Raw genomic sequence first — 25084 nt, forward strand, 5'->3', positions numbered from 1 at the left:
CCCAGCGGAACAGTCGCGCCCCTTGCTGCGCCAAAATCGCCCGGCCCGACAAAAGACAAGCCCAAGACACGCTCCGGAGACAACGCCCCATGGACCGCTGGACCGAAATCGCCCTGCTGGTGCAGATCGCCGATGCCGGCAGCCTGAGCCGCGCGGCCGAGGCGCTGGGCCTGTCGAATGCCGCGGCCAGCCGCCACCTGAGCGCGCTGGAAGCCCGCCTGGGCGCGCGGCTGGTCGAGCGCAACACGCGCCGGCTGTACCTCACCGACACCGGCCGCGAGTTCTGCGGCCGCGCCCGCACCATCCTGGCCGACCTGTCGGACGCCGAATCGACCGTGAACGCCACCGCGCTCAACCCGACCGGCACGCTGCGCGTAACGGCTTCGCTGTCGTTCTCGATCCACCACATCGCGCCGCTCTTGCGCGAGTACACGCAGCGCTACCCGGGCGTGACGGTGCACGTGGAGGCGGCCAACCGCTACTTCGACCTGATCGACAACAACATCGACGTGGCGATCCGCACACGCGAGTACGAGCCCGACTCGAACGTGACGATCCGCCGGCTCGGCGAGACGCGGCGCATCCTGGCGGCCTCGCCGCGCTACTTCGCGCAGCACGGCTTTCCGAAGACGCTCGACGAACTCCAGCAGCACAAGCTGCTGATCTACACCCACGCCAACAACCCGAACGAGTTGCGCTTCAGCCGGGGCGCGGAAACGCGCACGGTGTCGGTCACGGGCCTGCTCGAGTCGAACGACGGCCAGGTGCTGCGCGCCGCCGCGCTCGACGGCATGGGCATCCTGGTGCAGCCGACCTACATCGTCTACGAGGACATCGTGGCCGGCCGGCTGGTGCCGACGCTGGACGACTGGGACCTGCCGCACCTGGCCATCAACCTGGCGTACCCGAGCCGCAAGCACCTGTCGGCCAAGGTGCGCAGCTTCATCGACTTCATGGCGGCGCATTTCCAGAAGATGGACTACGAGCGCAAGTGGACCGGGCGCTTCGGCCCCCACTGACCCGCACGGCGGGCCTTTCCGCCAAAACATGTGCGTAAACGCACATCCCGGCCCCGGCCGGCCGCGCACACTGGAACCGCAACCGCCGCATTCCGCGGCGGGCCCTCCCATTTCCAAGGATCTGCCATGAACACCCAGGCCGTAGCCGCCAACACCACGCGTGCGCCGATCGCACCGTCGCTGTCCGCCCTTTCCCCCGCCAACACGGACGACGCCGGCAAGCTGTTGATCCGCGTGACGATCGGCCTGCTGGTGCTGCTGCACGGCATCTTCAAGCTGTCGGCCGGCGTGGGCTTCATCGGCGGCATGCTGGCCAAGGCCGGCCTGCCGGGCGGGCTGGCCTACCTGGTGTACGTGGGCGAGATCGTCGCGCCGCTGCTGATGATCGCCGGCGTCTTCACCCGCGCCGCGGCGGCCGTGGTGGCCATCAACATGCTGGTGGCCTTCGGCCTGGTGCACATGGCCGACATGTTCGCGCTGACCAAGCAGGGCGGCTGGGCGCTGGAACTGCAGGGCCTGTACCTGTTCGGCGCGCTGACGGTCGTGCTGCTGGGCGCGGGGCGCTTCAGCGTGGGTGGCGTGCGGGGCAAGTTCAACTGACGCGGCCCCTCGGGCGCCAGGCGCGCCCGGCTCCGGTGCTCCTGCCCTGAATGCCCGCCCCGTGCGGGCATTTTTTTGTCCTTTTTGTCGTTTTCGTCGTTTCGTTCGGCGCGCCTGAGAATCCTCGCGCCTTCGTGAAGAACTGCCCGCGCCGGCCCGGACACGCCACCCCACAATCCCCCGTCGCCCGAGCCTTGTCACGGGTGCGGGTCGTCATCGACCCACGGCGACAGCGGCTGCGAACCCGAAGAGGTGGCAGCACTCGGTCGATCGGGAGGAACACACCATGGACACGCAGGGGACGCGCCCGGCAGCACCAGCGCCGGCATTGAAATCGGCCGAGCCGCCACCGGCGGCACAGGACACCCGCCATGGCTGACGCTCCCACGGCCGGTGTGTGCGACTGCAGCGAGCCGGCGCCGAAGCTGGCGCTGATCCTCTACCCCAGCCTGGGCACCCCGCTGCTGCTGGGCCCCGACCAGACCCGGTGCAGCGTCTTCATCGCCGCCGCGTCCCTCGGCGCGGCCAACGGCCAGACGGCCCGCAAGACCGCAGACGAGCGCTCCAGCGTCGTCCCCCTGGACAAGGACGCGTCGGCCGTCGTGGCGCGCCACCTTCGGCTCGTGGGCATGAAAGGCCCCAAGCCCGACGCCGACATCGACCTGGGCGAACTCACCGGCGACGGCAAGGACTGCGGCATCGCCAGGACCGCCATCAAGGTCTGGCAGGTCGCCCGGTTCGAGGCGGGCGCCCTCGTCTACAGCCAGAAGGGCGAGGTGTTCGCCACCCTCGCTCCGCAGGCCGTCAGGGCCTACGCCGCCGCTGGTTTCGCGGGCGGCCATGTGTACGAGGTGGAACTCGACATCGCCAGGCTCGCGGTCAAGCCCGACACCGGCGTGTTCAAGAGCTTCGCCTGGATGGTGAGGCCCACCAAGGCACAGAAGCAGGACTTTCCATCGCTTTGCCAGACGGCAACAGTCCACGCACAAGACCTGCTGGTCGAAGCCTTCCTGGCGCAACAGGTCCAGACCGACAACCACCGCCACCAGGCAACCAACGCGCCCGCCGTTTCGCGTCGCGGCAAGGAGGCGGCGCTGCTCGAATACGACGTGGGCCGGACGGGCAAGTCCGCCGAATCGCTCTACATCGAGACCGGCGCGCGCCTTGCGGCATGGCACCCCGTCATTCGCCTGCCGAGCCATGCGCCGCTGAAGCTCGGGCACCTGAGCGACGTGCACATCAGCGTGCGCCACCGGGCGCTCGCCAAGTCGCCCGCCCACGTGATCGAAGACCCGCAGTTCACCGGCGATGCCCGGCCGGCCGTGGGCACGCTGGTGTGCGACGCCTTCAACGCGCTCAAGGCCCTGTTCGACGAGATCGGCGCCGGCAGGAAGCCCGACACCGCCTTGCTGCTGACCGGCGACCTGATCGACTTCAATCGCAATGTCGATCCGCGCAAGGTGCCCGACGCCCACATCGGCGAGCAATGGAAGCGCTTCAACGTCCTGAACAAGCTCAACAATCCCAGGGAACCCGACCTGTACCCGCGCGGGCAGGACGACATGCTCGCCTTCAGCCTGGTGCGCTACGCCTACAACGAGCTCAAGCTGCCCGTCTTCATGACCACCGGCAACCACGAGGCGTACGACGTGGCCTATGGCGTCTACCCGCGCGTGGGTGTGTGGGGCGCGGCGCTCGGGGCGATGGAAATCCTGCGGGCCACGATGCGCAGGACCGAGACCTGCTGGGTCGACTTCATCAAGGCGTCGGACGCGCTCGACGCCAGGATCGAAGAGATCGGCGACACCGCCATGGCGGCCGCCCACGGTGCAGGCGGCGCTGCAGCCAAGGCGCTGGAAACGTCCCGCCAGCAGACGCAGGCCGCACTGGCCCGCCTGCAAGCCGACAGCAACGCCGCGGCGGACAAGGCCCACTCGGCACTCGACGAATACCTGCGGCAGGTCAAGGCGGCGCAGCCCAGGGTCACGGCGCAGGCGGTGCAAATTCCTTCCGGCACGGGCCTTGCCACGCACGCCTGGCGGCTCTACCAGCGCGCGCTTGGCAGCGCCAGGCAGACCGTGGCCGAAGCCACCAATGCCGCTGTCGGCGAACTCTGGGACGCCTACACCGGCATCGTCGGCGCCGTGGGCCACGGCACCATCGGCTTCGACCAGGCGGTTGCCAGCGTCGGCTTGAAGCTGGCGGGCGCCGCGGACGACCTCGGCACCCTGGCAGCCGACCTGGGTGTGCGCGCCGGTGTGGTCGGTGCGCAATCCGCGGTGCGGGCGCAGGCCGCTTCGGCGCACCTGGCGGTCAAGACAGCGCGCACGGACGCTCGCGCCGCGCTGCAGGCCAACGGCGCACTCCTGGCCGGACTGGACAAGCGGCTCGCCATCCACAGGCAGGACGTGGATGCCGCCAGCAAGTTCTGGGGCGCCCAGGCCAACCCGGGCATTCCGGCCGACCACAACTTGACCGTGCTGGAAGCCACGCTCGCCTACGGCCCGACCTACGGCGAAACCTGGACCAGCCTGAATTTCACGACGGCCAACTTCGACTGGTTCGGGGTCCTGTTCACGCCGCTGGCGGACTTCTGCATTGCGCTGCCCAGCCAGGGCGACGTGGTCTCGCCGCCGCGGCAGGTGCTGGTCGGCCTCGCGTGGGGCGAAACGGAAAACTTCATGAACCTCGAAGGCGCGGTGCCCGCGGGCACCGACCGCCACAGCTACATGATCCTGCCGCGCGCCAGCGCCAGCATCGACGCGGCACAGCAGGCCGTGTTGCGTCAGGCCCTGGCGCTCAAGGGGCAGAGCCAGGCGCCGCTCGTGGTGGCGAGCCACTTCACCATGGTCAACTACAGCAAGGCGGCGCTGCAGGAAGAGTTGAGCTTCGTGCCCGGCAACACGCCCCGCGGCACACTGAGCGCGGACGGTTTCTCCCCGGCCGCCGTGTCGGGTTCGGCCGGCTTCAACGACGCGAACTTCGGCACCTGCGAACGCAACCTCCGGTGGTACTTCGAGAACTGCGCGGGCGTGCCGGGCAAGCCGGCGCGCGTGGACTGGCACCTGAGCGGGCACAGCCACCGCAGCGCCCTGTACACCGTCAGGCACGGGCGCAACGCCGCCGGTGCGCCCACGGTCACGGTCACCGGCCGGCGCGACCCCGGCATGTACCAGGGAAAAAGCGTTGCCGCGGCCGACAGCGGCACGCAGTTCGTGGTGAGTTCCTGCGGCGGCCCCATCGGCGTGCAGAACCTGGCCGGCGAACTCAACGGCCACACCTTGCGCCCACCCGCAGGCAGCCGCCTCGACTGCACCGGCCGCAGCATCGAACAGGTCAAGACGCTGCGCACCGGACGCGCCAGCGGCACCCCGTACAACGAGAAGCCTCGGCTGTGCGTGGCGCTGGACTACCTGTACATCCTCCAGCGCGGCAAGTCGCCCGTGGTCTTCGAGTGGGAAAGCCGCGCGGGCGCGAAGGGACGATCAGCCACGGTCAGGATGCGGTTGAGCGAGCAGGTGCAGAAGCTCGATTGCATCGCTGCGGTGAAGGTGTGGGTCTGCGAACTGAAGAAGAGCAAGGCTGGCGGCACGGGACAAGCGGAACCCGCATGGCACCGTCTGGCGCCCACCCTGATCCGGGGCAAGGACGGCAGCGTGCTGGTCTTCTCGGCGGATGAGCTGGCCACACTGGAGAGCGCGATGGTGACGGCTGCGAAGCGTCCCGCTGTCGGCGCTGCTGCCAACCCGGCGCGAGGGACTGCGCCGGTCACCACGCGGCGCGTGGCACAGGCCTTCTGCGAAATCGTCCTGAAGAAACCCACGACAGGCAGATACACCGAGGGACCGGAGAAGGGCAAGGACGTTCCCGACTGGAGTGCCGACATGAAGTGGGAGAACGATCCATGGGTGTTCCCGCTGGACATCGGCAACTCGCAGACCGGCGCCGGCACCCATGACTTCATGCAGCGCAGGGACGGCGAGCATGGGCAAGTGCCGGATTGGAAGTTCCTGGCGAAGCACTACCGGGGCAAAGGGTACGTCGAAGCCGAAGACGCGATCAAGAGAGACGGCGATTCATGAATCGACAGACAGGATCCGACGGACGGTCGTTCAGCCGTCGCGGCCTGTTGATGACGGGTGCCGCGGCATTCGGCGCACTTACAGGATTCGGACTCATGAGAAAAAAGCACATCCGCAGTTTCGGCCGGTCCTTCACGTACCTGAAGGATCCGGATTTTCGAAAGCAGGAGATGGGTGATGCCCTTCTTGCGATCGATGGCGCCGAATTCAGTGCAGAGCGTTTCGACGGCATGGCGTGGCGCAACATCGTCTTCAAGAACTGCGAATTCATGGGTCGCTACGACATCGGTCCCAGCAAGATGGACGGTGTCGTGTTCGAAGATTGCAGTTTCTCCGGTGTGCTGAGCTTCGGTGTCACCAACAAGGTCCGGTTCCTGCGGTGCAGATGGGACGGCAAGCCTGTGATGTTTGCCGAGAAGGGCAGCAAGAACACCGTATTCGAAGACTGCCACTTCAACGGCCCCGACAGCGAGCCGAACAGTTGGGGCGCGGTCGGCAGCTATGGCGAGAGCGAGTTCCTCCGGTGCAAGGCAAGGTGGTTCAACTTGCGGGGGCACGCCAAGTTGCGCATCGACGGATGCGAGTTCGACGATGTCGATTGCGCAACGGACGAGAGAAACTCCGGACTGCCAGCCGCCGTGCTCATTACCGGCAGCAAGCTGCGCGGCACGTTCAACCTGGCGGCCGCAGACCTCCAATCCCTGACGATCCGTGACACCGTGCTGGACAACCTCGAATTGACCAACGCGACGATCAAGGGCGATGTGTTGATGGAGCGCGTCAGAGGCGGATCGGTCAACGGCTGGATACGGGGCGCTCCCCACGTGACCCTTCGTGCCAGCCAGTTCACTCCGTCCCCGGGCTTCGAGTTCGCGTTCGAATTGGTCTCCGCCGATACGCAGCATGCGCTGATCGACTCGGTGCAGATCTCCGGGGGAACGAAACCCATCAACTTCGGCTTCGGCGCCTTGGGCTCGGAGACCAGGAAGGTTGCACCCAAGCTCAATCGAAGCTTCACCATCGTGAACAGCCGAATGGGCCGGGTGGACGCAAGCTACCTCAACAGCGCCGAAGTTCGCCTCGAGCGCAACACCTTCGACCACCTCGACCTGTCCAACAGCCGAATCGCCAAGCTCGAACTGACCGGCAACACCATCGCCCGCTCGGTGGACTTCACGAACACGCAAGCCAAGGAAAGCAAGCTCCAGCATCTGGCCAAGGGCCAGGCCAAGCTCGAAGGCTCCAACATCAAGGCCGATTGAGGCCCGAGGCCCCAGCCCGCTACAGCCCGCTACAGCAGGCTCAGCCCGCGTCGCCCCGCACCTGCGAGACCATCGACGCCAGCCGGGCCAGGTCGGTCACCAGCAGGGCCTTGTCGTCCTTGCGCAGCACGCCGCTGCGCACCAGCACATTGAGTTCGCGGGTCACCTGCTCGCGGTTGGTGCTGATCTGGCTGGCCAGCGCCGCATGCTTGGGCGCAGGGTCCAGCCGGGACTGGTTGTCGTCGCCGTCGTGCGCGCCGGCGCTGCGGGCCAGGCGCAGCAGCTCGGCATGCAGCCGGTTCTGCACGCCCAGGGTGCTCAGGTCGATCACGCGTTCCGACAGCTGGCGCACCAAAGACGCCAGCCGCTGCATCACCCGCTCGGCCACGAGCGGCTCGTCGCGCAGCAGCGCCATGAAGGCCGCCCGGTCCAGGCTGGCCACCACGCTGGGCGCCAGCGTGACCACGTCGGCCGAACGCGGGCCGCCGTCGATGGCCGCGATGTCGCCGAAATGCTCGCCGGCCTCCGAATCGCGGAAGGTCACCTGCCGGCCGTTGGCCGAATAGGTCGTCACCCGCACCCGGCCGGACACCAGCAGGAACACCTCGCCCTGCTGCTCGGCGCGCAGCAGCAAGGGCTTGCCGGCCTCCACGCTGTGCCACAGGCATTGCTGCGCCAGCAGCGCCAGGCGCTGGTCGGAGAGGCCCTCGAGCAGCGCGATCTGGCGCAGCGCGAGGCTCGAACGGGAAGTGGGGTCAGGGTTGGCCATGCGGGGGATCGATGGTCGAGGTCGATGGTCAATGGGGCGGTTGCAACAGGCGCGCGGATTATGCTCGGGTGCCGCTTCGAACCCGTTCATGGACAGACGTTCCCCTCGCACCCCTTCGGGCTCCCTTTTTCCGCTCAGAACGCCGACACGGCGCAATCTGCGCTGGGCGAGCGGGCTGGTGCTGATGGCCTACATCACCTTCCACCTGCTGAACCACGCGCTGGGCATCTATTCGTTCGCCGCCGCCGAAACGGTGCTGCGCGGCGTGCAGAAGTTCTGGCACAGCCTGCCGGGCACCGTGCTGCTGTACGGCGCGGCCGCCACGCACCTGGCGCTGGCCGTGGTCGCGCTGTGGGAGCGCCGCACCCTGCGCATGCCGCCGCTGGAAGGCCTGCGCGTGCTGCTGGGCTTCGCACTGCCGCTGCTGCTGGCCACTCACCTCACGGCCATGCGCGGCGCCTACCTGGCCTACGGCATCGAGGGCTCTTACGTGCGCGTGGTCTGGGGCCTGTGGGACTGGCAGGGCGCGGCCGCGCAGCTGCTGATGATGCTCGCGGCGTGGGCCCATGGCTGCCTCGGCCTGCACTTCGCGTTGCGCGCCCAGCCGGCGTACCGGCGCTTTTCGCACCTGTTGCTGGCCGTTGCGGTGGTGTTGCCGCTGGCCGCGGCGATGGGCTTCGTGTCGATGGGGCGCGAGTTCCAGTGGAACGGCGTGCCGCCGGCCGCGTTGCCCACGCCCGAGCAGGGCAAGGCGCTCGGCGCGGCCGAGAACGGCATCAAGTGGGCCTACGGCCTGGCGCTGGCCGCGCTGCTGGCGGCGCGCTGGGGCCGCAACGGCTTCGCGCGCTGGTCGCGCCAGCCGTCGGTCACGCTGCGCTACCCGGGCCGCACGGTGCAGGTGCCGCGCGGCTGGAGCGTGCTGGAAGCCAGCCGCTCCCACGGCATCGACCACGTGTCGGTCTGCGGCGGACGCGCGCGCTGCTCGACCTGCCGCGTGCGCGTGGCGGGCCCGGCCGAGCACATCGGCGAGCCGGGCCGCGACGAACAGCGCACGCTCGAGCGCGTGCGCGCGCCGTCCGACGTGCGCCTGGCCTGCCAGCTGCGCCCGCGCGGCGACATCGAGGTGACGCCGCTGTTCGCGCCGCTGCCCAACGAGGGCCGGCCCGCGCCGGTCGGCAGCTTCGGGCGCGAACGCGACGTGGCGATTCTCTTCGTCGACCTGCGGCGCTGGTCCGGCCTGTCGGAGCGGCAGTGGCCCTTCGACCTGGCCTATGTGCTCGACCGCTATTTCGCCACCGTGGGCGCGGCCGTGCGCGAGAGCGGCGGCGTGCCCAACCAGTTCATCGGCGACAGCGTGATGGCCATCTTCGGGCTCGACTGCGACTTGTCCACCGCCTGCAGGCAAGCCCTGCACGCGACCGCGCTGATCGGCCAGCGCATGGACGCATGGAGCGAAGGTTTCGAAGCGCAATTCGGCCAGCGGCTGGAGTTCGGCATGGGCCTGCATGCAGGCCGCGCGGCCGTGGGCGAAGTGGGCTACCTGGAGACCACCACCTTCACCGCCATCGGCGAAGTGGTGAACACCGCGAGCCGCCTGCAGGACCATTCGAAGACCGCTGCGTCGCGCCTTGTCGTGTCGCTGTTCGCGGCCGAGCAGGCCGGCGTGGCCGACACCATGGGCACGCCCGAAACGCTCGCGGTGCGCGGCCGCTCCGAACCCCTCGCCGTGCTCTACGCCGCGCATCCGGCGGCCCATGCCGCGCCGCACGCTTCAGCGCCCGCGTAGTTGGCTGAAGCGGTGCGCAAACGCACAGCGCCGAGCGCGGTGAAGTTTCACACTGCCTGCGTGGCAACGACGAATGTCCGCCGCCCACAGAGACACTCGAAGGGACTCGCACCATGAACTCCAAGCAACGCACCGCTCTTTCCGCCCTCGCATTCGCCATGCTGGGCACCGCTGGCGCCGTACACGCGGAAACCTACGAAGGCGTGCATTCGATCACCTCGTACGCCAGTCGCGCCGACGTGCGCGCCGACGCCGTGGCGGCCGCGCACAACGACAACCCCTATGCCGACGGCGCCAACGCCGGCCCCGCTTCGGTGATCGCCTCGTCGACCAGCCGCGCCGCGGTCCGCGCCGAAGCCGTTGCGGCCGCGCACAGCGACAACCCCTACGCCGAAGGCGCTTCGTCGAGCACGGCCCCGGTGGTGGCCAGCACGCTCGACCGTGCCACGGTGCGTGCCGCAGCCCGCGCGGCTGCGCGCGGCGACGCACTGCCGCTGTAACCGGCATGTCGAGGTCGTAGGACACGCAGCCCGGGTCTCGCTTCGGCGAGCGTGCACCCCGAGGCCGGCCCTTGCGAAAGCAGAGGCCGGCCTTTGTACGTCCGGCAGGGGCGCGATCGAATCCGTGCGACGGTGACAGTGCCCTCTCCGATTGCTCGAAACGGTGCGCAAACACACAGCGCCGATCGCGCCGCGGTTTCACACTTCATTGGTGGCAACGACGAATGTCCGCCGCCCACACACCGTGAATCAAAGGGACTCTCACATGAACTCCAAGCAACGCATCGCCGCTTCCGTCTTCGCCACCGCCTTCGCCCTGCTGGGCGCCGCCGGTGCACACGCCGAAGCCTACGACGGCGTCCATGCCATCACCTCGTCCGCCAGCCGCGCCGATGTGAACGCCGAAGCCGTGGCCGCCACGCGCGCAGGCAACATCTATTCGGACACCGCCGCCGAAGGCGCCGTGGCCGTCAACTCCACGCTCGACCGCAACACCGTGCGCGACCAGGCCGTGGCCGCCGCGCACAACCCGCTGCAAAGCCTGGACCGCCGCGCGTTCTACCGCGACGAAGTGCCCTCGGCCTACAAGAAGCCCTCGGTGTCGTTCACGCGCCAGGCCGGCCTGTAAGCAACGCAAGCAGCGGCGCGGCCCTGCTGCGTCGCTGTGCAGCTTCGCAGGTTCAGGGCCGCACGCCTTCCCACGCGTTCTGCAACAGCGCGCGGATCGCGTCCCGCGCCAGCGGGCGCGGATTGGGGTACTGGTTCGTGAGCGCATGCGCGCACGCCAGGTCGAGGTCCGACTCCTTCATGCCGATGTCGCGCAACGCCACAGGCGCGCCGTTGTCGCGCGCCAGGTCGTACACCGCCTGCGCGGCGCTGGCGCCTCCCAGCGCCTTCGCGATGCGCGCCATGGCCTGCGGCGCCGCCTCGGCGTTGTAGGCCAGCGCATGCGGCAGCACGATGGTGTGCGTTTCCGCATGCGGCAAGTTGAAGCTGCCGCCCAGCGTGTGGCACAGCTTGTGGTGCAGCGCCATGCCGACGTTGCCCAGCACGGTGCCGCACAGCCACGCGCCGTAGAGCGCGTCGCTGCGCGCAGCCAGGTCCTTGGGCGCAGCGCGAAGGGCCGGCAGCGCGCGGCCCAGCGCCGCAATGCCTTCCTGCGCCATCAGGTCCATGACCGGGTTCGAATCGACCGCGTAGAGCCCTTCGGCCGCGTGCGCGATGGCGTTGATGCCGCTCGTCACGCTCATGGCCACGGGCAGGCTCAGCGACAGCTCGGGGTCGTAGATCACGGTGCGGGGCAGCACCTTGAAGTCCTTGCCCGTCTTCTTCATGCCGGCTTCGGTGATGCCGTAGATCGGCGTCATCTCGGAGCCCGCGTAGGTGGTGGGAATGGCGAGGATCGGCAGGCCCGAGTCGAGCGCGATCGCCTTGCCCAGCCCGGTGGTCGAGCCGCCGCCAATGGCCACGGCGCAGTCGGCCCCCAGGCGATGGGCCACCTCCCGCGCCTCGCGCGCGGTCTCGATGGGCACGTGCATCACGGCACGGTCGAACACGCCGGCCGCATGCGCGCCCAGCATGTCGGCCACGCGCTCGGCCTGCGGGCGCTGCTCGGGGGTGGACAGCACCAGCGCGCGGCGCGCGCCGAGCGCGTCGATCTCGCGCGCCAGGTGCTGCAGCGACCCGGCGCCGAACACCACCCGCTGGGGCACGCTGTTGTAGACGAACGAAGGGGTGGTCATGGCTTTCCTGTCTCTCGAATGGTGAAGCGGCCGATCGCCGGCTTCCACGATACGCCGGTGGCTCACCACTCGAGTGTCGAACGGGCCCGCGGGCCGTTCAACCACGGGAACGGAAAGGAGTTTTCCGCTCAGCCACCCGCACGGGCCTGCCGGGTGGCGCCGTCCGCATGGGCGATGAGCAGCAGGAAGCCGCCGACCATCGCCACGTTCTTCAGGAAGTTGTTGAGTTGCCCCGCGAATTGCGCCGCGTCGGCGGCCCAGAACGCGTGCGCGGTGAAGGCCGTGGCCAGCGTGAAAAGTGCCAGCGCAGCCGCCACCCACTGCACCCGCCAGCCGGCCACCAGCAGCAGCCCGCCGCCCACCTCGAGCGCGATGGTCAGCGGCAGCACCACGTCGGCCATCGGAATGCCGAGCTTGGCGAAGTAGCCGAGCGTGGCGCCGTAGGTCATGAGCTTGCGCACGCCGGCCACCAGGAAGATCACGGCCATCAACACGCGTGCCGCCGTGGTCCAGCGACCCGCGCCGCGATGGGATTCGTTCGTCGTCATTTCATTTCTCCAACATGTGCGGGCACCGTCGCGGCGCCCGTGAATTTGAGGCGCCCCATGCACAGCACCATGGCGCAAGACAGCAGCGCCGGCACGGCCGCCGCGATGAAGAGCGCGCTGGTCGTCCAGTGCAGCCCGATGAGCCAGCCCGCCAGCACCGGCCCCACGATGGAGCCCGCGCGGCCGATGCCCAGGCTCCAGCCCATGCCGGTGGCACGCACCGTGGTCGGGTACACGCCCGACGCCAGCGCAATGAGTGCGGGCTGCGCGCCCACCACGCAGAAGCCGCTCACCATGACCACCGCGAGCAGCGGGGCCAGCGGCAGCGCCGGCTGCCCGATCACCGCAATGGCCACCACCGCCACCGCGAAGACGGGCACCAGCACGCGGTAGAAGCCGATGCGGTCGATCAGCGGCCCCATCGCCACCGTGCCCACCACCCCGCCCACCTGCAGCAGCGTGCCCACCAGCACCGCGGTGCGCGCGCTGTAGCCCGCGTCGGCCGCGATGGTCGGCAGCCAGTTGGCCAGGAAGAACAGGTTGAGCAGGTTCATGAAGTTGATGCCCCACAGCAGCAGCGTGGCCGGCCCGCGCCCCGCGCGGAACAGCTCGACCACGGGCGCGCCGTCCTGCTTCGCCTCGTGCACCACGTAGCGCGTGCCGGGGCCGACGCGCACGCCGGGCGCGATGCGGCCCAGCCACTGATGCACGCGGTCGAGCCTGCGTCCGCGCAGCACCAGGAACTGCATCGACTCGGGCATGTAGCGCGCCATGAGCGCGGCGATCACCAGCGGCACCACGCCGCCGAAGATGAACACCGACTGCCAGCCGCCCCACGGAATGAGCACGGCCGAGATCAGCCCGCCCAGCACCGCGCCGCCCGTGAAGCCGCACGACACCCACATCATCAGCGTGACGCGCCGGCGCTGCGGGCTGTACTCGCTGGCCAGCGCGCTGGCGTTGGCCATGATGCCGCCCAGGCCGATGCCGGTGATGAAGCGCATCGCCAGCAGCTGGTCGAGCGTGTGCGTGAAGGCCGTGGCCAGCATGCACAGCGCGAAGAACACCGTGGCGCCCAGCAGCACCGGCCGCCGGCCGATGCGGTCGGCGCAGATGCTCAGCACCAGCGAGCCGACCAGCATGCCGAACAGGCCCGCGCCGAACACCGGCCCCAGCGCGGCCTTCTCGATGCCCCAGGCGTGCACGATGGCGGGCGCGACGAAGCCCATGGCCTGCACGTCGAAACCGTCCATCACCACGGCGCAGCCGACCAGCAGCAGGATCCATTTCTGGAACGTGCTGACCGGGTGGCTGTCGATCAGCGCGGGGATGTCGATGGCGGCAGAGGCAGAGGCAGAGGCAGAGGAGGAGCCGGCACCGCCGCCCATCTCCAGGGATTGCGGCAGCATCTTCACGCGGCGGCCTCGTCCAGGCAGTTCGCCGCCGTCCAGCCGTAGAGCCATTCGAGCGCGTCGTAGAAGCGCGCCTGCGGCCTGCCGGTCCACATGCTGTTGCGCACCTGCCGCTCCACGCCCTTGGCGTGGTAGATGCGGCCCATCTCGCGCGCCGACAGCACCACGCGCGCGGTGCGCGCCACGCGGGAGCGCTCGTACAGCGCCAGCGCGCGCGGCCAGTCGCCGCCTTCGCGCCGCAGCGCAAGGCCCAGCGTCACCGCGTCTTCGCAGGCCGTGCAGGCGCCCTGCGCAAGGTACTGCACCATCGGGTGCGCCGCGTCGCCCAGCAGCGTGGCACGGCCGAAGGTCCATTGCTCGATGGGGTTGCGGTCGGCCGTCGAGTAGCGCTTCCACGCCTTCGGAATGCGCAGCAGCTGCTGCACCTGCTCGCAGGTCGCGCGAAAGTAGCGCTGCACCTCGGCCGGGTCGCCGTCCATCGAGCCCCACTCCTCGGGCTGGTCGCTGTGGAAGGTGACGGCCAGGTTGAACTTGTCGCCGCCCTTCAGCGGGTAGTGCACCAGGTGGCAGTTGGGGCCGACCCAGATGCAGGGCGCGGTGAAGCGCAGCGCCTCGGGGAAGTCGGCCGTGTCGATCACCGCGCGGAACACCACGTGGCCCGATACGCGGATGCCGTCGCCCACATACTGCTGGCGCACCGCCGAGCGCACGCCGTCGCAGCCGATCACGGCCTGGCCCTGGTGGCGGCCGCCCTGCGCGTCGATCAGCGTCACACCGTCGGTGTCCTGCTCGATGTGCACGACCTTGGTCGAGGTCAGGAACTCGATGCCCTCGGTGGTCTGCTTCACGCCCTCGAGCAGCGCGCCGTGGATGTCGGCGCGGTGGATCACCGCATACGGGTTGCCGAAGCGCTCGCGAAACTGCTCGGACAGCGAGATGCTCGCCACGCGCTTGGCGTCGATGGCGTCGAACATCACCATCTCTTCGGTGTAGACCGCCTTGGCCCGCAGATGCTCGCCCACGCCCAGCGCGTCGCAGGCCGCGAAGGCGTTGGGGCTCAACTGAATGCCCGCGCCGATCTCGCCGATCTGCCCGGCCTGCTCGATCACCTTCACGCGATAGCCCTCGCGCACCAGGGCCAGCGCCGCGGCGAGCCCGCCGATGCCGCCGCCGGCCACGAGCACGGGGCGGCTGTCTCTTGCTGCGCTCATGTCACTTCAGCCCGAACAGCTTGCGGGCGTTGTCGCGGCCGATCTTCTGGCGGTCGTTCTCGCTGATCTCGCAGCTGTCGAACCAGCGCGCCGCGTCCTCGTGCTTCTCGAACGGGTAGTCGACCGAGTACATGATGCGGTCCGCGCCTACCTCGAGCATGGTCGACAGCAGCGTGGGCGTGCGGAAGTTGCCGCTGGTGGTGATGTGCACGTTGCTGCGCAGGTAGTCGCCGATTTCCCTGTCGCAGGGCATGCCGCGGCGGCCCTTGCGCAGGATGTGGTCGATGCGCCAGATGTTGAACGGAATGCCTTCGCCGAAATGGCCGAGGATCATCTGCAGCGCGGGGTGGCGGTCGAACATGCCGCTGGACATCAGGCGCAGTGCGTGGATGGCCGTCTCCATCGCGAAGGCCCAGGTCGGGCCTGTGAGCCAGTGCGCGCCGTCGTAGATCGGTTCGCGGCCCAGCAGCGGGTCGCGCGGGTGCATGTAGAACGGCTTCCCCAGCGCGGCCGCGGCGGTCCAGAAATCGTCGAAGCGCGCGTCGTCGCAATACACGACCGTGTTCTCGTCGCCCACCTGAGAAAAGCCGTTCACCAGGAAGCCATGGAAGCCCAGCTGGTTCACGCAGCGCTCCAGCTCCCGCGCGGCCGCCTCGGGGTCTTGCATGGGCAACGCCGCGAAGCCGCCGAAGCGCGTGGGGTGGCGCCTGACCTGCTCGGCCAGCACGTCGTTGGCGCGCCGCGCCACCTCGACGGCGCGCTTCGCGTCGGGAATGCCCTGCACCGCCGGCGAGTTCAGCGAGAGGATCGAGAGCTGCGTGCCCCACGCGTCCATCTGCTCGAGGCGCTGCTGCTCGAAGTCGAGCAGGTTGTTCTTCAGGCCCTGCCACACCTCGGGGCGGGCATAGACCTGCGAGTCGGCGATCGTGAGGTCGATCGCAAAGTGCTCTTCGAGCGCAATCTTGTTCTTCATGGGAAAAATCACTCCGGTTTGATGTTGAGCTTGTCCAGCACGTCCTGCCAGGTCTTGCGGTCGTCGGCGATGTAGCGCGCCAGCTGTTCGGGGCTGCCCGGCCGCGGGTAGGTGCCGAGCTCGCGCGACTTGGCCACCACGTCGGGCAGCAGCAGCGCCTCGTTCATGTCCTTGTTGAGCCTGGCGAGCACCAGCGGGTCGACGCCCTTCTTCGCAATGACGGCGAACCAGCCGTGCGCCACGGCGCCGGGCACGGTCCTGCTGGCGAGCGGAAAGTTTTCAAGCCCGGCCTCGACGCGGTCGCCCATGCTCGCGAGCACGCGCATGCGCCCGCCCTGCACGTTGCCGGCAACCACGTTGTAGGTCTCGACCATCATCTGCGTCTGGCCGCCCAGCGTGGCCTGCATGGCCTGCGCGCCGCCGGGGTAGTGCACCTCGAGGAACTGCGCGCCCGACTGCAGGCCCAGCAGCGCCGAGGCCAGGTGCGGCGCGGTGCCGCGGCCGTTGTCGGCCACCTCGATGCCTTGCGGCTTCGCACGCGCGGCGGCGATGAAGTCGCCCAGCGTCTTGTAGGGCGAGCTGGCCGGCACGGCGAGCATGAAAGGCGCGACGGCCGCGAGCGTGACCGGCACGAAGTCGCGGTTGAAGTCGTAGGTCACGCCCTTGATGGTGCTGGGCGCTACCGAGATCGCCGAACCCTGCACGAAGCCGAAGTTGTAGCCGTCGGCCTGTGCCGCCAGGATCGCGTTCATGCCGATCACGCCGCTGCCGCCGGGCTTGTTGTCGACGATCACGCCCTGCCCCCATTTCTCGCCGAGCTTGGCGCCCACATGGCGAATCAGCACGTCGGGCGCCGAGCCCGCGGGGAACGGCACCACGAAACGCACCGCCTGCCGGGGCCAATTGGCTGCGCTGCCCTGGGCCTGCGCCGGCGGCACCGCACCCAGTAGAGGCAACGCGAGGATGCATGCGACGGCGGCTCTGCGAGAAGGCTTCGGGCTCATGTCTGTCTCCGTATTTGCTTGATTATTCAAGTAATTGCGGCGGACTATATACTTGATTGTTCAAGCATGTCTAGATGAAAACCCTGCCCCAAGATCACGACCTCGAGAAGGCCATTCCCTTCCTTCTGGCGCGCGCCGGCGCGCGCATGGGCAACGCCTTTGCGAAGGCGTTGAAACCCTACGGACTCGCGCTGAGCGAATGGCGCGTGTGCGCGTCGCTGCAGCACACACCGCGCCAGACGCTGTCGGAACTGGCCACGCACGCGTCCACCGACCTGTCGGCGCTGTCGCGCATCGTCGACCGGCTGGTGGTGCATGAACTGGTGGCGCGCGAGAAGTGCGACACCGACAAGCGCGCGGTGCGCATTGCGCTCACGGAACGCGGACTGACGCTGACCTGCGAGCTGATTCCGCTCGCGCAGCACTACGAGGCCGTGGCGACCTCGGACTTCAGCGCGGCGGAAGTGAAGACGCTGCGCGCGATGCTGCTGCGCCTGTACGCCAACGCGACGCCGCTCGCCTGAGTGAGCGGCACCTCATCGGCCCGACCTTCTGGGTTGGCCCTCAGGCCGGCGACACCTGCACCGTGCAGGCCTGGCGGCTCTCGGTGATGGCAAAGCGCACCGGCAGGAAGCGCTCGATCACTGCGCAGTTGGTGCGCGTGTGTTCCGTCACCTCGCTGCAGGTGAAGGCACAGGCCTTCTGGCCCTGCCATGCGGCCAGCGCGAGCAGCAGCGCCAGCTGGTCGGCCAGGTGCGGACCGACCGCTGCCTCGCTCTTCTGGAACGCGCGCAGTTCCTTCACCAGGCCATGCGCCACCTGCTCGGCGCTCAGCGACTTCTCGCCGAACGCGGTGAACACCTCGGTGACATGCTCGTAAGCCAGCGTGGCCAGCAGCGCGTTGCCGGGGCCCTCGTTCTGGCGCGCGCCACCGTGGCGCAACTGCTCGCCGGACCAGCCCATCGCACCGCCTAGCGTGTCGAGCTCGCGCGTCGACACATGGCGCGGCAGGCCGGGCGCCAGGCATTCGGCAAAGCCCGGCTGCTGCCCGCCGCGCGCCATCAGGTCGAAGGGCTGCAGCGCGCCGGCCGCGGGCACGATGGTCGCCTCGACCTCGCCACCGCCGGCCGGGTAGAAACCGCAGCGGCGCAGCGTGAGCTGCAGGTCCGCGCCCAGGCGGCGCACGAGCGGCGCAAAGGCGCGCTCCAGGAAATGGAAAGGCGGCGCCATCGGGTTGTGCGTGCCGCCGCTCAGGTGCACCTGGCTCGTGCCGCCGGCCAGCAGCAACGGCGGCAGCACGGTCTGCAACACCAGCATGCAGCTGCCCGCGCTGGCAATCGCGAAACGGTAGTCGCCCGCGCGCACCGGACCGGGCGCGAAATGCAGCGACTGCGAGCCGAGCTCGGCGCCGTCGACCTGCGCGCCGCTGATCTGCGCGGCGGCGTTCACGCACGCCAGGTGCTGGCGCATCAGGCCCGGCTTGGCGCGGCCCGCGCGGATCTTCTCGATGGCCATCGGCTGGCCCGTGACCACCGACAGCGCCAGGCTGGTGCGCAGGATCTGCCCACCGCCCTCGCCTTGCGAGCCGTCGAGTTCGATCGTTTCTTGTTCTGTCTTCGTCGTCATCTTTTTCTTTTCTTCATCCCATGCGCCGGCTACATGAAGTCGGCGCGTATCCGGTCCATATCGAAAGGCGTGATTCCCTGGTGCACGCCGAACACCGTGTCGCCCTCCCCGGGCCCCCCAGCTTCCTCCACCAACGTGCCCCGCGCCCGCGCCCGCGCATGCAGCGTGAACAGCGTGTGCAGGTCCGGCCTGGCCAGCTCCACCAGCGAACGCAGCATCAGCGACACGCCCGCGAGGTTGCTCTGCACGTTGTTCCACAGCGGCGACTTCTTCAAAGCAATGTCGGCCCAGATCACCTCGCGCGCCTCCAGGTCGAAGATCGCCGGCAGGCAGATGGTGGTGTCGGCGGCCACGTCGACGCGGTCGACAACCGTCGAGGGCTCGAAGATCTCGCCCGAGCCCGCGGCCGTGCGCGACATCCACCCCGCAAAGCACTCCGGCAGGTCGCAGAAGGCCTGCGAGGTGAAGCTGTTGATCGAGCTCACCACGTAGCGCACGCCCTTCTCGCGCAACAGCGCCACGTCGAGGTCGATGAACTCGGCCGCGCCCCGCGGCGCATCGACGATGTCGCCGCTGTGCACGCCGCCGTAGCTCTTCAGGTTGTAGTACGCCAGCACGTCGATGTACTTGTACCGCGCGGTGAAGAGCGCGGCCGACAGGTCGATGTCGGTGCGGGCGCGGCCGTTCTTCCACCAGAGAAAGAGGCGCACGATGTTCGCGTCCGGCATCGGCAGGCGGCTGCCCCGCACCAGCGTGCGCAGCGCCTTCGAGGCCGAGCGCTGCGAGAACGGCACGAGGTAGTTGCGCAGCGCCGCATCGACATGGCAACGGCCCAGCGGCGGCAGCGCCGCGAAGCGCTGCAGCAACGCCGCCTCGCACAGCGCCGCCGCCCGCTCCGCCACGCCTTCGGGCAGCGGCTCGCGCGTGTCCTCGATGGCGAAGACGCTGGCGGTTTCTCCCTTGGGGAAGAAGCTGCGCAGCGCATGCGCGCCACGGCGGCGGAAGTGCACCATCGCCTGCAGCAGCACCGCCGTCGAAGCCTGGTGCGCCACCTCGCCGAAGCGCGCGAGCACGGCGCCCGGCTGGGACGCGATGCGCAGCACATGATCGAGGCGGCGCGCGAAGTCGCCGGGCCGCGTGGGCAGCAACGCAAGTGCCTCGTCGATGGCACGCGTTTCCAGCTGCCGCTCGATGTGGTGGTTGAAGCCCTGCGGCCGCACGCCGTTGCGCACCCCGTCGAACGCGGCCGCCGCGGCCGGAAAGCGCTTGGCGTGCTCGCCGGGGTGCAGCACTTCGCCCAGGCGCTTGAACACCTCGGGCCGACGCGCCATGTCTTCGGCCACGCTGGCGCTGCGGTCCATCAACGCGATGAGCCAGCGGCGCAGCGGGCGCTTCATGCGCGCGAACTTCGTCGGCTCCGCGAGCGACACGTCGCCCTTGCTCCACGCCACGGCCAGCCGCAGCACATCGGTGGCAGTCTGAAGACGCGCTTCGAGAAAAGGCAACACGCCCGGCTCTTCCGCCCGCAGCAGTGCACCGCCGAGCGTCGCAAGGTTTTCCTTCGACACGATCTGCGCCGGCATCCAGTCGTACACCTTGCTGCCGTACTGGCGCACAAACCAGTCGAGGTCGTCCTTGTCCTGCTGCGACAGCGAACTGCGCGCACCCGCCAGCTGCGTGAAGATCTGCTCGAAGTCTTCCTGCGTGCCCACGTCGATCGTGCGCAGGTGCGCGCGGCGCGCGGCGTCGCCCAGGTCGGCGCGGCGCGAGGCCGCTTCGTCGGGCCGCCAGGTTCCAAAGCTCGCGCAATGGCGCACCGCGTTGAGGAACAGCTCGGCCGCGCTCGCCTGCACCACCTGCTCGGGAAAGTCAGGGTAGAGCGGGCGCCACGCGGGGTGCACGCCTTTCATCTCGCGCACGTCCTTCAGCAGCGCTTTGTAGAACACCTCGAAAGGCTTCGCGTCCCAGGTGGCCAGGCAGGCGTCGAGCGCCGGCGACAGCGTGAAGCCGAGCGGCTCCAGTTCCTTGTAGAGCGTGGCCAGGTAGGCGGGCGGCAGCACAGCCTGGCCGGGCTGGGCCAGCACACGCGAACGTCGGCGCAGGTAGATCTGGCTGTTCATTGCGTGGCCGTTCATCGCGTGCCCTGCGAATGCGCCGGTGCGAACGCACGGCGCATGAAAAAAAGAGCGGAAAGCGCAGACCCTAGTTTCCAGATATGAGAGAAGGAAGGACCCACATAGCCGCTCACGAACATCATACGGCCTCCGTCGCGGCGCGCGCGCCGTGGTCGAAGCGCAGCACCGTCTCGCACAGGAAAGCATCGAGCCCCGCGCCGTCGGACGAGGGCAGCGGCGTCACCGGCTCGGCCGCGTTGGCCGCCAGCTCGGATTCGATGAACGCATGGATGCCGGGCCAGCGCGGGCTGGTCGCGGCTTCGCCGGCGCGCATCTTCACTTCGAGCAGCGCGTTGATTTCCTCGATGAGCGCAGCGTCGCGCACGGCATCGAGCGTGTGCTGCGCCAGGTCGGCGAAGCGCATCGGCGGCACGCCGGGCTGCGCACGGATCCAGCGCGCGGCCAGCAGCGGGCGCAGCACGTAGAGGTATTTCTTGTAGCGCACCTCGTCGGCCTGCAGGTGCTCGCGAAAGTTCTTCTTCGCCATCGAGGTGTAGTGATGCCAGGCGCGCGCGTTGGAGAACACCGCCTCCGACAGCGCACGAAAGCGCGGCATTGCCACCGCGTCGTTGCGGTACACGATGGGCGAGCGCAGCCACTCGAGCAGCGTCGGGTTCGACTCGCGCATCAGGCCCAGCGCCTTGCGCAGGTCCCAGCCGTTGATGTCGAGGTCGCCGCTGATCGGCAGCTCGATCACGTCGCGGCGCGGCTGCACCGTGAGGTACCACGGCAGGCGGTTCACGTAGATGAAGCGCACGTCGTAGTCGCTGTCGGGCGAGGCAAAGCCCCAGCCGCGGCTGCCGGATTCGCAGGCGAACAGCACGGTGACATCGTGCTTCGCTTCGATGTCGCGCAGGCCGTCCATGATCTGCGCGCGCATGGCGGGCTCGATCGGGTGGGCGGAGCGCAGGAATTCTTCGGTGCTCATCGGTTCTTCTCTCGTCTTCTTTTCTCGTCTTCTTCGCTCAGGCTCTGGTTCAGGCTCGGGTGACGGTCACCTTGCCGTCGCTGCCGAGTTCATAGACATCCAGGTCGTCGGCCAGGAACGCATGGCCGCGGTAGTGCGCCTGCGTCTCGGCCATCAACTCCGCCATGCCTTCCTCGTTCTGGTGGCGCGCGCTGAAATGCGTGAGCACCAGGTTCGGCACCTCGACGGCTTGCGCGAACTCGGCCAGCAGGCGCGCAGAGCTGTGCATCGGGCCGGGGCCGACCTTGTCGAGCACGGCCTGCGTGTACGTCGCCTCGTGCACCAGCAGCTGTGCGCCCTGGCAGGCGCCGTGCAGCAGCGCGGGCTCGGCGTTGTCGCCGCCCAGCACGGCCGCTGCGGTGTCGACCTGCGTTTCCGCAAAGTCGGCACTGCGCAGCACCGTGCCGTTGAAGGTCACGTCCTCGCCGCTCTGCAGCGCACCCCATGCGGGACCGGGTGGCAGGCCGACGGCCTTGAGCGCACCGGCCTTCAGCCGCGTGCGCCGTGTCTCGACCTGCACACGGTAGGCGTGGCTCGGCACGCGGTGCCGCAGCACATGGCGCTCGATGCGAACGCCGGGCGCTTCGTACACCAGCGCCAGCTCGTCCACATCCACATGCGTGACCTCGTAGGGCAGGTGCAGGTCGGTCAAGCGGCGCGTGGCCTCGAACCACTCCCACACGGGCAACGGCGCGATGAGCTTCAGCGGCTTCGTGCGCTTGCCCATGCCCGCGCTCGCGAGCAGGCCCGGCAGGCCGTAGCAATGGTCGCCATGCACATGCGTGATGCAGACGGCGGCCAGGTCGTTCAGCGACAGCGGCGTTTGCAGCACACGGTGCTGCGTGCCTTCGCCGCAGTCGAACAGGAACCAGTCGGGACCCAGCACCGTTTGCACCGCAAGTCCGGAGACGTTGCGGTGGCGTGTGGGGGTGCCGGACGAGGTCCCCAGGAAAGTCAGTTTCATCATCAAGGCGATCACTCCCGGCGCATCCATGCGCTTCTTGCGGCGTCGGCGGCGACGCGCTCCCAACCGAAGTATCGGCGACCCCCTTCCGGCCGAGCCGCCATGAGCGCATCGAGCTTCTCCAGGTTCGCCTGGCCACCCCAACGGGCCATGGTCTGGATCGCCACGACGCGCAGGCTCCACCATTTGCTTTGCAGCGCTGCATCGACTTCGGCGGCGGATTGCGCGTTCGATTTCATCGCACCCAGCGCGCGAAGACGCTCGCACTGCTCACCCAGGAGATTGGCGCCGGGGCCTGCCCGCTGCAAACGCTCACGGCGCGCGCGACGGCACGCGAGGCAGCGCACCGCATGGCTGTCGACAGGGCCGTGCACCACCTCGTACCACCACTTCTGCTGCTTGGCCGTCCACACTTCTTCCGCCCCGCAATCGCGGCAGGTGAAAGCGCGCGCAACGTAGCGCATGGGCAGCAGCCCGTAGGTGTTGTTCCAGCGCCGCAGCACCGAAAGGTCCGCGGGCTCTTCGTCCCACGCATGCACTGCCGACCCCGGCTTCAGGGCGCGTTGCGCGCGACGCGCTACAGCCAACGGAACCGCGCGGTCGAGGCGCCGTGCCTTGATCTCGGCACGTCGTTGCTTGTTGCTTTTCATTTTTTCAAACCTTCGCAATACGTTGCTACGAAGGCCGGCCGGTTTCCCGGAATCCTTCTATAGCTCTTCCACTGTCACGATACCTTCGCCCGTGGCGAGTTGAACGACGCAACCCAACACCTGTCGCGCGAAATTGCTGTTCGCCAGCAGGCAGACGACGAAGCCGTCGGCCTCGATGGTCACCGAGGCGTGCGCCCATTCCGAAGGCGAGGATGGCGGCGCGGGATAGAAGTCCGCACGATCGCCGTCCACCCGCAGATGGCAGCCGATGCCCGCCTTCCTGCAGAAGCCTTCCGCCACGGCACGCGACGGCAACGCCACCTTGACGCGGTAGTCCACGCCCATGGTCACCCCTTCACGCAAACAACCTGCTTGAGCGTGTAAACCACCTCCACCAGATCTTCCTGCGCCGCCATCACCGCATCGATGTCCTTGTAGGCCATCGGAATCTCGTCGATCACGTCGGCGTCCTTGCGGCACTCCACGCCCTCGGTCGCGGCGATCTGGTCGGCCACGGTGAAGAGCTTCTTCGCCTTGGTACGGCTCATCTTTCGACCGGCGCCGTGGCTGCAGCTCATGAAGCTCTCGGGGTTGCCCTTTCCGCGCACGATGAAGCTCTTCGCGCCCATGCTGCCGGGAATGATCCCCAGCTCGCCGGCCTTCGCGCTCACCGCGCCCTTGCGCGTCACGAACACGTCTTCGCCGAAGTGCGTCTCGCGGCTCACGTAGTTGTGGTGGCAGTTCACCGCTTCCACGTGCGCCTCGAAAGGCTTGGTGATCACCTTGCGCACGGCCGCGACCACGCGCTGCATCATCACTTCGCGGTTCGCACGCGCGAACTTCTGGGCCCAGCCCACCGCACGCACGTAGTCACCGAAGTACTTGGCGCCTTCCTCGAAGTACGCCAGGTCCTGGTCGGGCAGGTTGCGCTGGTGCAGCTCGGCGTCCTTCTTCGCGAGTTCGATGAAGTGCGTGCCGATGGCGTTGCCCACGCCGCGCGAACCCGAGTGCAGCATGAACCACACGGCGCCCGCTTCGTCCAGACACACCTCGATGAAGTGGTTGCCGGTACCCAGCGTTCCCAGGTGCTTGTGGTTGTTCGTGTTCTTGATGCGCGGGTAGTCCTCGCAGATCAGGTCGAACTCATCCACCAGCGTGGCCCAGGCCGCATCGGTTTCGTCGGGCGGCGTTTCCCACGAGCCCTTGTCGCGGCCCATGCGCTTGGGATTGCTTCCGTGCGGCACGGCCTTCTCGATCGCCGAGCGCAGCGGGCCCAGGTTGTCGGGCAGGTCGCGCGCGTTCAGCGTGGTCTTGCAGGCCATCATTCCGCAGCCGATGTCCACGCCGACGGCGGCGGGGATGATGGCCTTGAAGGTCGGAATCACCGAGCCCACGGTCGCACCGATGCCGTAGTGCACGTCGGGCATGGCCGCGATGTGCTTGAACACGATGGGCAGGCGCGCGGCGTTTTCCAACTGCTTCTGCGCTTCGTCTTCCACGGGCACGCCGTTCGTCCACATCTTCACGGGGACGCCGTTGGCCACTTCATGCAGTTTGTAGTTCTGTTCCATTTTCTTTTCTCTCTCCGTGTGTCTGACTATTCTTCACGACGAACCCGCACCGGTACGGCGACCATGATGCGTGCCCCAAACAAAAATGAGATGACGAGTAACGACAGGTCGTTGACTGAGCTATCTGCCGAAACAGACCGGGGTTCGGACCCGGGACCTTCATGGCCAAGACCATGACGCTCTAACCTGTAGACCTGCCTGCATTCACCTCGAAACAAAAAAGC

22 protein-coding genes are annotated in these 25084 nt (G+C 68.5%); 8 read left to right on the top strand and 14 right to left on the bottom strand.

Translation table 11 applies throughout. From position 1 onward, the window contains the following. The first annotated feature begins 89 nt into the window (after positions 1 to 89). From BM004_RS32435 to BM004_RS32450, 4 genes are all read left to right on the top strand, one after another. A complete protein-coding gene (locus tag BM004_RS32435) occupies positions 90 to 1019 on the top strand; it encodes a LysR family transcriptional regulator (RefSeq protein WP_093132359.1) in 930 nt (309 codons plus the stop codon). A 126-nt stretch (positions 1020 to 1145) separates the two neighbouring features. Further along, the gene (locus BM004_RS32440; RefSeq protein WP_093219569.1) at positions 1146 to 1619 is read left to right on the top strand and encodes a DoxX family protein; all 474 of its coding nucleotides are present in this window, start codon (positions 1146 to 1148) and stop codon (positions 1617 to 1619) included. A 371-nt stretch (positions 1620 to 1990) separates the two neighbouring features. Then, positions 1991 to 5701 carry a metallophosphoesterase gene (locus BM004_RS32445; RefSeq protein ID WP_093219573.1) on the top strand — a complete coding sequence of 1237 codons (3711 nt, stop codon included), beginning with the start codon at positions 1991 to 1993 and terminating at the stop codon, positions 5699 to 5701. Then, positions 5698 to 6963 carry a hypothetical protein gene (locus BM004_RS32450; protein ID WP_143072589.1) on the top strand — a complete coding sequence of 422 codons (1266 nt, stop codon included), beginning with the start codon at positions 5698 to 5700 and terminating at the stop codon, positions 6961 to 6963. Before BM004_RS32445 ends, BM004_RS32450 begins: the two co-directional genes overlap by 4 nt. A gap of 40 nt (positions 6964 to 7003) precedes the next feature. Here the strand turns inward: BM004_RS32450 and BM004_RS32455 are convergent, their stop codons facing one another. Next, positions 7004 to 7732, bottom strand: a complete 729-nt coding sequence (locus BM004_RS32455) for a Crp/Fnr family transcriptional regulator (protein WP_093219578.1) — start codon at positions 7730 to 7732, stop codon at positions 7004 to 7006. A gap of 88 nt (positions 7733 to 7820) precedes the next feature. On the opposite strand from BM004_RS32455, the gene BM004_RS32460 reads away from it, so the two are divergent. The 3 genes from BM004_RS32460 (at position 7821) to BM004_RS32470 (ending at position 10646) form a co-directional block, all read left to right on the top strand. Continuing rightward, positions 7821 to 9518 carry an adenylate/guanylate cyclase domain-containing protein gene (locus BM004_RS32460; protein WP_093219580.1) on the top strand — a complete coding sequence of 566 codons (1698 nt, stop codon included), beginning with the start codon at positions 7821 to 7823 and terminating at the stop codon, positions 9516 to 9518. Between the two features lie 113 nt (positions 9519 to 9631). Then, the gene (locus BM004_RS32465) at positions 9632 to 10018 is read left to right on the top strand and encodes a helicase SNF2 (protein WP_093219583.1); all 387 of its coding nucleotides are present in this window, start codon (positions 9632 to 9634) and stop codon (positions 10016 to 10018) included. Between the two features lie 265 nt (positions 10019 to 10283). Further along, positions 10284 to 10646 (top strand): alpha/beta hydrolase, encoded by a 363-nt coding sequence (locus tag BM004_RS32470; RefSeq protein WP_093219585.1) that lies wholly within the window; start codon positions 10284 to 10286, stop codon positions 10644 to 10646. Positions 10647 to 10698: 52 nt separating this feature from the next. On the opposite strand, the gene BM004_RS32475 is transcribed toward BM004_RS32470, so the two are convergent. The 6 genes from BM004_RS32475 to BM004_RS32500 form a co-directional block, all read right to left on the bottom strand. After that, on the bottom strand, positions 10699 to 11760 hold the full coding sequence (locus BM004_RS32475) for a maleylacetate reductase (RefSeq protein ID WP_093219586.1): 1062 nt from the start codon (positions 11758 to 11760) through the stop codon (positions 10699 to 10701). A gap of 128 nt (positions 11761 to 11888) precedes the next feature. Further along, complete coding sequence (locus BM004_RS32480) at positions 11889 to 12308, bottom strand: DoxX family protein (RefSeq protein ID WP_093219589.1); 420 nt, start codon at positions 12306 to 12308, stop codon at positions 11889 to 11891. Next, positions 12305 to 13696 carry an MFS transporter gene (locus BM004_RS32485; protein WP_093219637.1) on the bottom strand — a complete coding sequence of 464 codons (1392 nt, stop codon included), beginning with the start codon at positions 13694 to 13696 and terminating at the stop codon, positions 12305 to 12307. The genes BM004_RS32480 and BM004_RS32485 overlap by 4 nt, the downstream gene beginning before the upstream one ends. A gap of 23 nt (positions 13697 to 13719) precedes the next feature. Further along, positions 13720 to 14931 (bottom strand): 3-hydroxybenzoate 6-monooxygenase, encoded by a 1212-nt coding sequence (locus BM004_RS32490; RefSeq protein WP_093219591.1) that lies wholly within the window; start codon positions 14929 to 14931, stop codon positions 13720 to 13722. Position 14932: 1 nt separating this feature from the next. Next, a complete protein-coding gene (locus BM004_RS32495; RefSeq protein WP_093219594.1) occupies positions 14933 to 15904 on the bottom strand; it encodes an amidohydrolase family protein in 972 nt (323 codons plus the stop codon). Positions 15905 to 15912: 8 nt separating this feature from the next. Further along, on the bottom strand, positions 15913 to 16908 hold the full coding sequence (locus BM004_RS32500; protein WP_093219596.1) for a Bug family tripartite tricarboxylate transporter substrate binding protein: 996 nt from the start codon (positions 16906 to 16908) through the stop codon (positions 15913 to 15915). A gap of 74 nt (positions 16909 to 16982) precedes the next feature. Between BM004_RS32500 and BM004_RS32505 the strand changes: the two genes are divergently transcribed. Beyond that, positions 16983 to 17432 (top strand): MarR family winged helix-turn-helix transcriptional regulator, encoded by a 450-nt coding sequence (locus BM004_RS32505; protein ID WP_093132337.1) that lies wholly within the window; start codon positions 16983 to 16985, stop codon positions 17430 to 17432. 40 nt (positions 17433 to 17472) lie between these two features. On the opposite strand, the gene rtcA is transcribed toward BM004_RS32505, so the two are convergent. The 7 genes from rtcA to BM004_RS32540 form a co-directional block, all read right to left on the bottom strand. Beyond that, positions 17473 to 18534, bottom strand: coding sequence for an RNA 3'-terminal phosphate cyclase (gene rtcA / locus BM004_RS32510; RefSeq protein WP_093219598.1), 1062 nt, complete (start codon positions 18532 to 18534; stop codon positions 17473 to 17475). 29 nt (positions 18535 to 18563) lie between these two features. Then, positions 18564 to 20669, bottom strand: coding sequence for a TerD family protein (locus tag BM004_RS32515; RefSeq protein WP_218152759.1), 2106 nt, complete (start codon positions 20667 to 20669; stop codon positions 18564 to 18566). Between the two features lie 118 nt (positions 20670 to 20787). Continuing rightward, on the bottom strand, positions 20788 to 21636 hold the full coding sequence (locus BM004_RS32520) for a nucleotidyltransferase domain-containing protein (RefSeq protein ID WP_093219602.1): 849 nt from the start codon (positions 21634 to 21636) through the stop codon (positions 20788 to 20790). A 49-nt stretch (positions 21637 to 21685) separates the two neighbouring features. Next, complete coding sequence (locus BM004_RS32525; RefSeq protein ID WP_256220144.1) at positions 21686 to 22639, bottom strand: ribonuclease Z; 954 nt, start codon at positions 22637 to 22639, stop codon at positions 21686 to 21688. An 11-nt stretch (positions 22640 to 22650) separates the two neighbouring features. Next, positions 22651 to 23289 (bottom strand): zinc-ribbon domain containing protein, encoded by a 639-nt coding sequence (locus BM004_RS32530; RefSeq protein ID WP_093219604.1) that lies wholly within the window; start codon positions 23287 to 23289, stop codon positions 22651 to 22653. Positions 23290 to 23346: 57 nt separating this feature from the next. After that, positions 23347 to 23634 carry a hypothetical protein gene (locus tag BM004_RS32535; protein ID WP_093219607.1) on the bottom strand — a complete coding sequence of 96 codons (288 nt, stop codon included), beginning with the start codon at positions 23632 to 23634 and terminating at the stop codon, positions 23347 to 23349. A 2-nt stretch (positions 23635 to 23636) separates the two neighbouring features. Further along, positions 23637 to 24860 carry an RtcB family protein gene (locus BM004_RS32540; RefSeq protein ID WP_093219609.1) on the bottom strand — a complete coding sequence of 408 codons (1224 nt, stop codon included), beginning with the start codon at positions 24858 to 24860 and terminating at the stop codon, positions 23637 to 23639. Between the last annotated feature and the right edge of the window lie 224 nt (positions 24861 to 25084).

The organism is Variovorax sp. OK212, from assembly GCF_900112425.1.
Classification (GTDB): Bacteria; Pseudomonadota; Gammaproteobacteria; order Burkholderiales; family Burkholderiaceae_C; genus Variovorax.